10 protein-coding genes are annotated in these 11,908 nt (G+C 70.6%); 4 read left to right on the forward strand and 6 right to left on the reverse strand.

Translation table 11 applies throughout. The annotated features are described in order from the left end of the window. Positions 1–28: 28 nt before the first annotated feature. Both ACQHIV_RS06820 and ACQHIV_RS06825 read right to left on the reverse strand, forming a co-directional pair. Positions 29–757, reverse strand: coding sequence for a hypothetical protein (locus tag ACQHIV_RS06820; RefSeq protein ID WP_427892599.1), 729 nt, complete (start codon positions 755–757; stop codon positions 29–31). A gap of 87 nt (positions 758–844) precedes the next feature. Continuing rightward, complete coding sequence (locus tag ACQHIV_RS06825) at positions 845–1,882, reverse strand: alcohol dehydrogenase catalytic domain-containing protein (RefSeq protein WP_427892600.1); 1,038 nt, start codon at positions 1,880–1,882, stop codon at positions 845–847. A 101-nt stretch (positions 1,883–1,983) separates the two neighbouring features. On the opposite strand from ACQHIV_RS06825, the gene ACQHIV_RS06830 reads away from it, so the two are divergent. After that, on the forward strand, positions 1,984–2,853 hold the full coding sequence (locus ACQHIV_RS06830) for a helix-turn-helix transcriptional regulator (protein ID WP_427892601.1): 870 nt from the start codon (positions 1,984–1,986) through the stop codon (positions 2,851–2,853). Here ACQHIV_RS06830 and ACQHIV_RS06835 read toward each other — a convergent pair. The 3 genes from ACQHIV_RS06835 to ACQHIV_RS06845 are packed head-to-tail and all read right to left on the reverse strand — an operon-like array spanning position 2,844 to position 8,634. Continuing rightward, on the reverse strand, positions 2,844–4,616 hold the full coding sequence (locus ACQHIV_RS06835) for an ABC transporter ATP-binding protein (protein WP_427892602.1): 1,773 nt from the start codon (positions 4,614–4,616) through the stop codon (positions 2,844–2,846). The two genes, ACQHIV_RS06830 and ACQHIV_RS06835, sit on opposite strands and share 10 nt — an antisense overlap. Beyond that, positions 4,613–6,394, reverse strand: a complete 1,782-nt coding sequence (locus tag ACQHIV_RS06840) for an ATP-binding cassette domain-containing protein (RefSeq protein WP_427892603.1) — start codon at positions 6,392–6,394, stop codon at positions 4,613–4,615. Before ACQHIV_RS06840 ends, ACQHIV_RS06835 begins: the two co-directional genes overlap by 4 nt. Continuing rightward, the gene (locus ACQHIV_RS06845) at positions 6,391–8,634 is read right to left on the reverse strand and encodes a HelD family protein (protein ID WP_427892604.1); all 2,244 of its coding nucleotides are present in this window, start codon (positions 8,632–8,634) and stop codon (positions 6,391–6,393) included. Before ACQHIV_RS06845 ends, ACQHIV_RS06840 begins: the two co-directional genes overlap by 4 nt. A 199-nt stretch (positions 8,635–8,833) precedes the next feature. Here ACQHIV_RS06845 and ACQHIV_RS06850 point away from each other — a divergent pair, with 199 nt between their 5' ends. Genes ACQHIV_RS06850 through ACQHIV_RS06860 form a run of 3 tightly spaced genes read left to right on the forward strand, consistent with a single transcriptional unit; the run spans position 8,834 to position 11,414 of the window. Continuing rightward, positions 8,834–10,201 (forward strand): ferredoxin reductase family protein, encoded by a 1,368-nt coding sequence (locus ACQHIV_RS06850; RefSeq protein ID WP_427892605.1) that lies wholly within the window; start codon positions 8,834–8,836, stop codon positions 10,199–10,201. Continuing rightward, positions 10,195–10,635, forward strand: coding sequence for an FMN-binding protein (locus tag ACQHIV_RS06855; RefSeq protein ID WP_427892606.1), 441 nt, complete (start codon positions 10,195–10,197; stop codon positions 10,633–10,635). Before ACQHIV_RS06850 ends, ACQHIV_RS06855 begins: the two co-directional genes overlap by 7 nt. Next, positions 10,632–11,414: an FAD:protein FMN transferase gene (locus ACQHIV_RS06860; RefSeq protein ID WP_427892607.1), complete on the forward strand. Its 783-nt coding sequence runs from the start codon at positions 10,632–10,634 to the stop codon at positions 11,412–11,414. Before ACQHIV_RS06855 ends, ACQHIV_RS06860 begins: the two co-directional genes overlap by 4 nt. On the opposite strand, the gene ACQHIV_RS06865 is transcribed toward ACQHIV_RS06860, so the two are convergent. Beyond that, a complete protein-coding gene (locus tag ACQHIV_RS06865) occupies positions 11,348–11,902 on the reverse strand; it encodes a TetR/AcrR family transcriptional regulator (RefSeq protein WP_427892608.1) in 555 nt (184 codons plus the stop codon). The genes ACQHIV_RS06860 and ACQHIV_RS06865 overlap by 67 nt on opposite strands. Positions 11,903–11,908: the final 6 nt, after the last annotated feature.

The raw sequence follows: 11,908 nt of genomic DNA on the forward strand, positions 1-11,908 counted from the left end.
TTCACTGCGTGCCGACGTTGTCATGGCTTCAGTCGGCACTCCAGACGATCACGTCGAACGTCGCCCGGTACGCCACGCCGTTGCCGTTCTGGGGCAGCGCGGTGACCCGGAGCCGGGCGATGTTCCCGGCGCTGGTCTGCACGCAGAGCACCGCCGACTTCGCCAGCGGCTGCTGGTCCTGGATGTCGCCCGCCGCGATCGTGGCGGCGCAGTCGCGGTACCCGGGCAGGCTCGTGGACCGTTTCCAGCGGGTGAGCAGCGTGCGGTTCATCGCCGACAGCTGCTGCCCGAGGAGCATGGAGATGTCGCCGTCGGAGCTCCAGTCGGGCGCGGGGCCGGGCGGTGCGGCGTCCAGGTCCTTGGCGTAGGTGTCGAGCAGCAGCGAGCCCTGCCACAGCACGGTGCCCGCCGTGGAGCTCGGCGGCTCGACCGTCGTCGGGACGGTCGGCGGGACCGGCGGCTGGGTGGGCGGCCGGGTGGGCGGCCGGGTGGATGGTGGGGTTGGCGGCGCCGTGGTCCGGACGGTCGTCGGCACGGTGACAGGGACCGTGACCGTGACCGGCCCGGGGCCAGGCCCGGACGTGACCGAAGGGCCGGCGACCTTGTCGTCTCCGGACGAGCCGAGGATCGGAACCAGCGTGGAGATCAGCGCGACGACGATGCTCGCGCCTGCGGTGATCCAAGCGGCTTGCTGGTGCCGCCCGAACCAGTTCTTTCCGTCCTGCGAGGACTCTGCGTCCGGTTCATCGTCAGCCACTGTGCAGCCGCCCCACTGCTCGTTCACGGAGGAGCTTCCGAGGCTAGCAGTCAGTGACGGTCCGGCCGCCGTGAGTGCCGTGTCGCGTCAGGGCCGGATCAGCACCTTGAGCGCCGTACGGTCGTCCATCGCGGCGTACCCGGCCGGGATGTCGTCGAAGCCGACCGTACGGTCGAACACCTTCCCGGGCTGGACCGAGCCGTCGAGGACGCCCGGGAGCAGCCGCTCGATGTACGCCCGCGCCGGGGCCGGTCCGCCGGTCAGCGTGACGTTCGGCCCGAACAACGTGCCGAACCCGACCGATGCCTCGTCGTACTGCGGGACCCCGACCCGGCTGATCACGCCGCCCGCGCGGACGACGCCGAGGGCCTGCTCGTACGCCGGCATGTGCCCGACCGCCTCGAGGACGATGTGCGTACCGTCGCCGCCGGTCAGCTCGCGCACCTTCTCGATCCCCGCCGTACCGCGCTCGGCCACCACATCGGTCGCGCCGAACTCGACGCCGAGGTCGGTACGGTCCTTGTGCCGGCCCATGAGCACGATCCGCTCGGCGCCGAACTGCCGCGCCGCGAGTACGGCGAGCAGGCCGACGGCGCCGTCGCCGATGACCGTGACGGTGGTCCGCGCGGACACGCCGCCCTTGAGCGCCGCGTGGTACCCGGTGCCGTAGACGTCGGACAGCGTGAGCAGGGACGGCAGCAGCGCGTCGTCCACGCCGGCGGGGACCTTGACGAGCGTGCCGTCCGCCAGCGGTACCCGTACCGCCTCCGCCTGGCCGCCGTCGACGCCGTTCGCGTTCCAGAAACCGCCGTGCCGGCAGGACGTCTGCAGATCCTCCTGGCAGAAGTCGCACGTCCCGTCCGACCACGCGAACGGCGCGATCACGAAGTCGCCCACCCGCAGCGTGCTGACGTCCCGCCCGACGTCCTCGACGACGCCGATGAACTCGTGTCCCATGGTCTTGCCGCCGGGCGTGTCCGGCAGGTTGTGGTACGGGTGCAGGTCGCTCCCGCAGACGCAGGACCGCACCACCCGCACCACGGCATCAGTTGGTTGCTGGATCACCGGATCCGGTACGTCGATCACCCGCACGTCTCCGGCGCCGTACATGTAAGTCGCTCGCATGGCTCCAGTGAAGGCGGTCCTTGACAGTCCTGGCAGTGCCTGTCGTTCCAGGTAACGCCAGTGCCTCCCTTGGCATGGTGGTGGTCCGTAGTCTGGAGGACATGGACCACCGGGCGGAGATCAAGGAGTTCCTCAGCTCCCGGCGTGCACGGCTCAGCCCCGAGCAGGCCGGCCTACCGGTGTACGGCGGCAACCGCCGCGTGAAGGGCCTGCGCCGTGAGGAGGTCGCCCTGCTGGCCGGCGTGTCCGTGGACTACTACGTCAGGCTGGAACGCGGGAACCTCGCAGGCGCCTCCGAGAGCGTGCTGGAGGCCCTGGTCCGCGCGCTGCAGCTGGACGACGCGGAGCGGGACCACCTGTTCGCCCTGGCCCGCGAGTCCGACGCCACGCCGGTACGCCGACGTACGCCGACCAAGGGCGTCCGCCCCGCGCTGCAACAGGTGCTCGAGGCAATCACCGACGCGCCCGCGTGGATCCGCAACGCCCAGTTCGACATCCTCGCGGCGAACAAGCTGTCCCGCGCCCTCTACGCCTCCCTCTTCGCCGACCCGCACCCGAACACGGCCCGCTTCACGTTCCTCGACCCGGCCGCCCAGGAGTTCTTCGTCGACTGGGAACGAGCCGCCGACGACATCGCCGCCGTCCTCCGCCTCCAAGCCGGCCAGAACCCCCACGACAAGGCCCTCAGCGACCTGATCGGCGAACTCTCCACCCGCAGCGAAACCTTCCGCACCCGCTGGGCCGACCACAACGTCCGCTTCCACCGCTCCGGCCGCAAGAAACTCCACCACCCGGTCGTCGGCAACCTCGAAATCGACTTCGAAGCCATGGAATTCCCCTCCGACCCCGGCCTCACCATGGTCGTCTACACCGCCCCCGCCAACACCCCCACCGCCGACGCCCTAAAACTCCTCGCCAGCTGGGCAGCCACCCAGCAGTCCGACGAGCACGGCGTACCGGATCAGCGGTAGCCGCGGGCCTGTAGCTCGTACAGCTCGGCGTACTGGCCGCGGCGAGCGAGCAGTTCGGTGTGCGACCCGCTCTCGACGATCCGTCCTTGATCGAGTACGACGATCAGGTCGGCCGCGGCAACCGTGGAGAACCGGTGCGTCACCAGCAGGGTCACGCCGCCGCGACGGCGGGTCTGACGGCTTGCCGCGGCGTACCGCTCGAACAGGTGGTGTTCGGTGACGGCGTCGAGCGCGGACGTCGGCTCGTCGAGGATCAGTAGCAGCGGCGAGCGTCGGAGCATCCCGCGGGCGATGGCGATGCGTTGCCATTGGCCACCGGACAGCTCGGCGCCGCCGGGCCAGGTGGTGCCGAGCTGGGTGTCGAGCCCGGCAGGCAGCCCGGCGACGACGTCCTCGGCCGCGCCGTCGTGGACCGCCCGGAGCACCCGCCGGCGGTCGTCCAGTACGGCGACCTCGCCGGCACCGACGGAGTGTTGTGCGGTGAACTCGAACCGGACGTAGTCCTGGAACGCGCCGGACATCCTGGATCGCCAAGCATCCGGATCCAGCTCGGTGAGATCGTTGCCGTCGACAAAGATCCGGCCGGAGGCCGGCCGGTGCAGCCCTGTGAGGAGCTTGACCAGCGTGGACTTCCCGGCGCCGTTCTCGCCGACGATCGCGACGACGCGGCCGGGCGGGAGTTGCAGCGTCACGTCGGTCAGCGCGTCGTGGTGTGCCTCGCCGTACCGGTAGGTGACGTGGTCGAGACGGATGCCGTCGGCCAGCCGGGACGGCGGCGGCTCGTTGCCCACCGCAACGGTGGTTGCGTAGTCGCGGAGCCGGCTGAAGGGTCCGCAGGTGCGTGCGACCTTGCCGAGTCCGCCGATGGCGCCGGCGAACGAAGAGCTCACGCTCTGCAGGCCTTGCAGTACGCCGATTGCGACGACCAGGGACTGCACTGACACGACTCCGGCGAGGACGTCTCTCGTCATCCACACCAGCAACAGGATCGCCGTACCGAAGAACACCACCGAGTGTGCGGCCGCGAGTGCTGCCTTGCGGCTGGCGGTCTCTGCGATCGGACCTCGCCAACCGGCAACGGCGTCGCGGATCCGGCGTCGGAGTTCGTGCTGGTGACCGAACACTCGGGCCTCGGCACCGGCCGTCGGCGAGCTGGTCAGCTCGAGCAGCTGGTGGGTCAACCTGCCGGGCGCGGCGCTCGCCTGCTCGGCTGCTGTCTCCCGGCGGGCCGACCACCGAGCGGTGAGGAGCCGCGCGGCGCCGAGTGCGACCAGGATCGACAGCCGCCGGTCCGCGGTGATCGCGACGACGAGGACGCTCGCGGCGTAGGCCAAGGTGTTGATGGTGTTGATGACGGTGTTCAGCGCGCCGCCGAGCACGTTCTCGTTGTCGCGCAGGATCTGCAGCCTGTCGGCGTACTGCGCGGTCTCCAGGTGGTCGAGGGTCGGTACGCGGGCCGTGAGCTCGGCGATCTGCGCGTCGAAGACGTGCCCGAGGTGCTCCATCTGCCGGACCCGCGCGTTGACGCCGACGGCCTGCAGCGCCGTGTTCGCCGCGGTCGAGCCGACCAGCCCGGCCGCCGCCAGCAGCATCCTGCCGAGATCCCGGTCGAGGGCGGCGCCGGCGAAGATCCCGACGAACAGCGGTGCGAGAGCGGCGAGCACCTTGCCGAGCGTCTCGAACAAGCAGAGGAGGGCTTGGGTGGGGCTGGTTCTGATCGTGGTGCTCAGGACCACGGCCACACCCCTCAGCGCCGGGCTCATCGGGCCTCCGTGAACGGCCGCGCCTGGAGCGTGAACAGCTCCGCGTAACGGCCGCCTAGCGCGAGGAGTTCCGCGTGGCTGCCGTCCTCGACGATGCCGGAGTCCGTGAGTACGAGGATCCGGTCGGCCCGCCGGACACTCGACAAGCGGTGACTGACCAGGATGGTGGTCACTCCGTGCGTGACCTCCAGGAACCGGTCGAACAACGCTGCCTCGGCCCGTACGTCGAGCGCTGCCGTCGGCTCGTCCAGCACCAGTACGCCGGCTCCGTCCGCCACGGCCGCCAACGCACGAGCCAACGCCACGCGCTGCCACTGCCCACCCGACAGATCCGTGCCGCCGTCGTACTCCGCGGACAGCACGGTGTCCCAGCCCTGCTCCAGCCGACCGAGGAGGTCCGCGCCGCCGGCATCGGTGAGGGCCTGCTCGATCGACTGATGATCCGCGCCGCCGAGTACGACGTTGTCGCGCAGGGGCAGCGGATAGCGCGTGAAGTCCTGGAAGATCACGGCTACCCGCCGACGGGTGGCCTCGTCGAGCGCCGGGTCGCCGCCGCCGACCCGGACGGTCCCTCGGTCGGGTGCGTACAGCCCGCAGAGCAGCTTGACGAGGGTCGACTTTCCCGCACCGTTGACCCCGACGAGCGCGACCGACTGACCAGGAGGAATCGTCACGCTGACCTGGTCGACGGCCCGCTCGGACCGCCCGGGGTAGGCGAAGCCGACCTGCTGCAGGCGTACCTCCGCGGCACCGGCCGGTCGCCGGTACGACGTGGACGGAGGGCGGACCGGCGTGACCGTCGGCAGGCCCAACTCCCGCCGGAGCCCGATCAGTGCGTGGAGCGTCGACGTGCTCCGCGCCAGCGCGGTACTGACGTCTCCGAGGACGCCGAAGCTCTGGAGCCGGAGAACCGCCTGGACCATCGTCAACGCACCGGCCACCGACACGGTGCCGGCGGCGACGTCGGATCCGATCAGCGCCAAGGCACCGCCGACCATCCCCGCCATCACCAGGCAAGTGAGCAACACAGGGCCAAGGCCGCGACGACGGGCCTTCCACAGCGGCGCCATCGCGTCGTACCAAGTCATTCGGTACACCTCGAAGAGCCAGTCGGTGAGACCGAACAGCCGCACTTCCTTCGCCGCGTCGGGACGGGTCAGCAGCCCGCGCAGGTACCCGGCCCGGCGCCGGCCGTCTCCCGCGGTCGTGAGCAGTTCGTCGAAGGCGAGGCTGATCCAGTCGGTGAAGATCTTCGAGACCAGGAAGAACGAGGCCGCGACGACGAGCGGCACCCACCAGCGCCACGGAGCGAGGACCGCGATCGCGCCGATCGCGGCCAGCCGCGGACCGATGATCGACCAGGTCGCGTCGACGCCGGTCACGAACGACCAGTCCCGCATGGCCGACACCACGGTCCGGAGCTTCCCGGCGAAGTCGGGGGCCTCCAAGTGCCCGATCCCGTGCGGCTGGAGCCCGACTTCGGCGGCCAGGTCGTACACGTACCGCAGGTAAGCGACCGAGCAGCGTGCGCTGACAACGGTCAGCGACGCCTGGAGGATCGGGCCGGTGACCAGCAGTGCGGCGACGAGGCACAAACGTTGCCACGTCGTGTGATGCTCAGGCTGGACGAGCGAGCCGGCGAAGAGCCCGATCGCGATCATCAGCCCGGTCCTGACGGCCGCCTCGAGGAGCGTCAGTGCCAGTGCGAGCGCGGACCAGACAGGCGCAGCTGCCCACAGCACCCGGACGTGCTGGAGGCGTGGGCTGTGGGCCCTCACCCCTGCCTCAGCACCTGGGGTAGCTCGCCGAGGATCGTCAGGTGTTTGGTGGCTCGGGTGATGGCTACGTAGAGGTCTGAGAGGCCTTGGTCGGAGTCGGTGAGGATGGTGGTGGGGTCGGCGATGAGGACCGAGTCGAACTCGAGGCCTTTGGACTGGGGGACGTCGAGGAGGGCGGCGGGGCCGTCGAGGACGGCGGGGGTGTGGGTGTGGGCCACGTCGGGGAGGGCGGCGGCGAACTCTTCGTAGCGGGACGTCGGGACGATGACGGCGAGGCGGCCGTCGGCGAGGGCGTCGCGTTCGGATTTGACGGCGGCGCGGACGGCGTCGAGGAGGGCGTCGGCGGGGACCGGGTCGAGGTAGGGGTGGGTGCCGGTGGCGCGGACGGACGTGGGTGGTCGGAGGGTGGGGTCGATGGCGGCGAGGACGGCGGCGGCGACGGTCATGATCTCGGCCGGGGTGCGGTAGTTGACGGTGAGTTCGGCGGTGCGCCAGCGGCGTGGGGCGTAGTGGTCGAGGAGTTCGGCCCAGGAGCGGACGCCCGCGGGCGAGCCGGTCTGGGCGATGTCGCCGACCAGCGTCATCGAGCGGCGTGGAGCGCGGCGCATCAGCATCCGCCAGTCCATCGCGGACAGTTCCTGAGCCTCGTCGACGATCACGTGGCCGAACACCGACGTACGGTCGAAGCCGCGGTCGTCGGCCGGTGCCGGGTTCGCGAGTTGCTGGGTGCGCTGGGCGATCAGGTCGCGGAACTGCTCGATCTCCCAGGGCATGATCTCGATCCGTTCGGCGGTCATCTCGATGTCGACCACCCCGCTCGCGTACTCCCGGTTCGCCTCCGCCGCGGCGGCCGCCTCGGAGGCCTGACGCTTGCGTCCGGCAACGATCTCCGAGGTGTCGCCGAGCAGCTCCGCGGCCTCGTCGAGGAGGGCCGCGTCCGAGGGGGTCCAGTCCGCCGCGAGCGGCCGCAGTACGGCGGAACGCTCGGCCCCGGTGAGGTACGGCGCGGCCGCCGCGAGCCGGTCGTCCGACGAGAACAGGACCGAGACGAGCAGTTGCGGCGTCAACTCCGGCCACAGCTGGTCCAGCAGCTCGAGGACGTGGTCGTCGTCGAACAGCTCCTGCTGGATGTCCTCGATGTCCGCGTCCCCGACGTACTGCTTGCCGATCCGTTGGACGACCTGGTTGGTGAGTGTGGTGAGGATCCGGCGGACGAACAGCGGCCGGGCCCGGTTGTGCAGCGGCTGTGCGGCGAGCGCGCCCTGTCGCGCCTTCCGGATCGCGTCCGGGCGCAGCACCAGCTCCTCGGAGTTCAGCTTCAGCCGGACCGGCTGGGCCGGCACGATCCGGAAGCCAGCGATCGCCCGCGCGATCACGTCGGCCATCGCGAGCTCCCCCTTGATCCGGGCGGCCTCGGCGGACTCCGGCGCGGTCGCGGTCACGCCCGGGAACAGCTCGCTCACGGTCGCGAGTACGACGTCGTTCTCGCCGAGCGAGGGGAGTACCTCGTCGATGTACCGCAGGAACGTGGTGTTCGGCCCGACGACGAGTACGCCGGTCCGCCCGAGCTGCTCGCGATGCGTGTAGAGCAGGTACGCCGCGCGGTGCAACGCGACCACGGTCTTGCCGGTACCAGGACCGCCCTGGACGACGAGCACCCCGGGCAGACCGGAGCGGATGATCTCGTCCTGCTCGGACTGGATCGTCGCGACGATCTCGTTCATCCGGCCGGTCCGGCTCGCTCCGAGCGACGAGAGCAGCGCGGCCTCGCCGATCAGCGTGCTGCGTTCGTTGTCGCCGAGCGCGTCGACGTCCAGCAGGTCGTCGTCGACACCGACGACCGTACGGCCGTGCAGGCGGATGTGCCGCCGGCGTTTGACGCCGAGCGGCTCCGCCGACGTGGCCCGGTAGAACACCTGCGCGACCGGTGTCCGCCAGTCGATCAGCAGCGGGTTGTAGTCGTCGTCGAACAGCCCGATCCGGCCGATGTGGAACCGTTCGCCGGCCGTCTCGTCGATCCGGCCGAAGCACAGTCCGCGTTCGACCGACGACAATTGCGCGAACCGCCCGGAATACAGCCGGGTGAACGATTCCCGCTCCGAGGCGGCCTGATCTGTGCCCACGGTTTCCTCGGCCTGGACCCGGCCGAGTTCGCCGCGGGCCTTTTCCCGCAGTACGTCGAGTCGTTCGTACATCGCCGTCACATCCCCTTGCTCTGCGGCGATCTCGTGTTCCAGCACTTCGGCCTCCCCAAGAATCCAGCACAGCTGTTGTATTGCATTGTCCGAAAAGCTTTGATATTCTGATCTTGGAAGCCCGAAGAGGGCTTCTTTTCATTTCCCGGCACAAATACCCCACGATACTTCACAGCGGACTGCCAGCCAAGCCGAAGCTGCTGCTCAGCGTTCGATCCGACACTGAGGTGTGTTCGCAATCCCTGTGCACGAGCCCCTCGGGCAGCGGGCTCGCACCGACGGCGCCGTCCGGCTCGGGGCGCTGGCCGTCCTCTGGCTGAGCCTGCTGCTGGTCACGTACTGGTGGGTCGCCGGCGGCGGAATCCAGGAGCTCCGCGGCTGGGCGACCGGGCTGACCTCGCTCGGGCGGCTGACCGGTCTCGGTGCCGCCGTACTCCTGCTGGCGCAGGTCGTGCTGATGGCCCGGGTGCCGCTGCTGGAGGCGGCGTTCGGGCAGGACCGGTTGGCGCGGATCCACCGCATCACCGGGTTCACGTCGTTCAACCTGATGCTGGCGCACCTGGTCGCGATCACGTGGGGCTACGCGGAGGGGTCGCTGGGGAAGACTCCTGCGGAGCTGTGGGGCCTCACGATCAACTACCCGGGCATGCTGCTCGCGGTCGGCGGGACCGTCGCGCTGTGCCTGAGTGTGCTGACCAGCATCCGTGCGGCCCGTCGGCGCCTACGGTACGAGTCCTGGCACCTCCTGCACCTGTACGCCTACCTCGGCGTCAGCCTCGCGATTCCGCACCAGCTGTGGACCGGGCAGGAGTTCCTCGGGTCGACCGGCCGCACCGTGTTCTGGTGGACCGCCTGGGCGGTGGCCGCGGCGACGGTGCTCGGCTACCGGATCGGCGTACCGGTCTGGCGGAACGCACGCCACCGCCTCCGGGTGACGGCCGTCGTACGGGAGTCCGACGGGGTGGTCTCGGTGTACGTCGGTGGGCACCACCTCGACCGGCTCCGCGCCGAGGCCGGGCAGTTCTTCTCGTGGCGCTTCCTCGACCGCCCCGGCTGGACCCGCGCGAACCCGTACTCGCTGTCGGCCGCCCCCGACGGCCGCGGTCTGCGGATCACCGTGCAGGACGCCGGCGACGGCAGCGCGGCCCTCCGCTCGGTCAGACCCGGTACGCGCGTCCTCGTCGAGGGACCGTACGGCCGGATGAGCCCGCGCGCCCGTACCCGGCGGAAGATCGCGCTGATCAGCGCGGGCGTCGGCGTCACTCCGCTGCGGGCGCTCGCGGAAGGACTGGACTACGCGCCGGGCGACGCGGTGCTCGTCCAGCGGTACACGGACCAGCCCTTGTTCCACGAGGAGTTCCAGAAGCTGTGGCACCAGCGCGGGCTGTCCCTGCTGACGTTGCCGGGCGCGCGGCGGCGGCCGGATTCGTGGTTCGGTGCCGGAGTTCCGGAGTACGACGACCTGACCGCGCTGCTGCACTGGATCCCGGACATCGCCGAGCGGGACGTGTACCTGTGCGGGCCCGAGCCGTGGACGGAGCTCGTCCGGGCCACGCTCACTGCCGCCGGTCTGCCGGCCGAGCGGCTCCATCTCGAGACCTTCAAGTGGTGACCGCCGTGAAACGTATCGTGCTCTGGCTCCTCGGTACCGTCTCGGCGGTGGTCCTGATGTTCGGCTACCACACCTCCACCTCCACCTCCGGCCCCGAGGCGTCCGTGGGCCCGACCATCGGTGGCGGAGCCAACGAAACACCGGCAACGACGACACCTGGCGCATCCACCGTCACCGGCAGCGTCGCCCAGACCCAGTGGGGACCCGTCCAGGTCCAGCTGACCGAGAAGGCCGGCAAGATCACCGCGGTCAACGTCGTCCAGTACCCGAACGGCAACCGCCGCGACGCCGAGATCAACCAGTACGCGCTCCCGATCCTGATCAACGAGACAGTCCAGGCCCAGAGCGCGCAGATCGACATGGTCAGCGGCGCGACCGTCACCAGCGACGGCTACATCCGTTCCCTGCAAAGCGCTCTGGACCAAGGCAAATGAAGCGGTACGTCGAGCACGTGATGGGCATGCCGATCAGCCTCGCCCTGCGCGGCCGCCACACCGACGACGACCGCGCCGTACGGGCGTGGTCCGAGGTCCTCGACGTACTGCGGTCCGCCGACCAGGTCTTCAGCACCTACCGCGCCGACTCGTACGTGTCCCGGCTGAACCGTGGCGCGCTGGCGATCGCGGACTGCCCGCCCGAGGTCGCGGAGGTACTCGCACTCGGCGAGCAGGCCCGGATCGAGTCCGGCGGCGCGTTCGACGTACGGCGGGACTCCCGGCTCGACCCGAGCGGCGTGGTGAAGGGCTGGGCGGTGGAACGCGCCGCGCGGAAGCTCGCGCGGTTACCGGCGACGGACTACTGCCTCGGCGCCGGGGGAGACCTGGTGTGCCGGGTCTCCGGGCCGGGCTCGGACGCGTGGCGGGTCGGGATCGAGGACCCGCTCGCACCGGACAAGCTCGCGGCCGTCGTACCGATCCGGAACGGCGCGATCGCCACGTCGGGTCTGCACCGCCGGGCTCGCCACATCACCGACGCCCGGACCGGTGTGACGCCGATCGTGCTGGCGTCCGTCACCGTCGTCCACCGGTCGCTCACACAGGCCGACATCGACGCGACCGCGGCGTTCGCGCTCGGCGCGGACGGGCTCGACTGGTTGCAGTCCCGGCCGGGTCGTGCCGGGCTGGTGATCCTCGCGGACGGGACGCGTCAGGTCTTCGGGAACAGCACCCGGGCGACGACGTCGGCCACCATCCGTCGCGGGATCGGGCGGTGAGCGACGAAGTGCCGGTAGAAGAGCGGGCTGGTCAGGAGGTCGGTGGTCAGTTCGGGGTCGGTGTCGGGCGGTAGTTCGCCGCGGTCGCGGCCGCGCTGGAGTACGGCGAGCATGGGCTCGCGGCGGCGGTTCGTGAGGTCCTGGTGGATCTCGGAGAGCGCGGGGTCGCGTTCGGCGGCGTCGATGAAGGCGGCGAGCAGGCGGGGGAACCGCGTCCGTTCGAGGAGCGTGACGAACGCGGTCAGGATCTCGGTGACGTCCTTGGCGACCGAGCCGGTGTCGGGCGCGGGGAACGGGTGGTACGTCGCGTCCATTGCGTCGACGAGGAGTGCGCCGGTGGTCGGCCAGCGGCGGTAGAGCGTGGCCTTGCTGGCGCCGGCCCGGCGGGCGACCGCCTCCATCGTGAAGCCGGCCAGTCCGGACTCGTCGAGTACCGCGAGCGCGGCCTCGAGCATCCGCTGCCGCGCACCGTCGCCACGCGAGACCATTGATCC

This window comes from Kribbella polygonati, assembly GCF_050320105.1.
In the GTDB taxonomy this organism is placed as follows: Bacteria; Actinomycetota; Actinomycetes; order Propionibacteriales; family Kribbellaceae; genus Kribbella.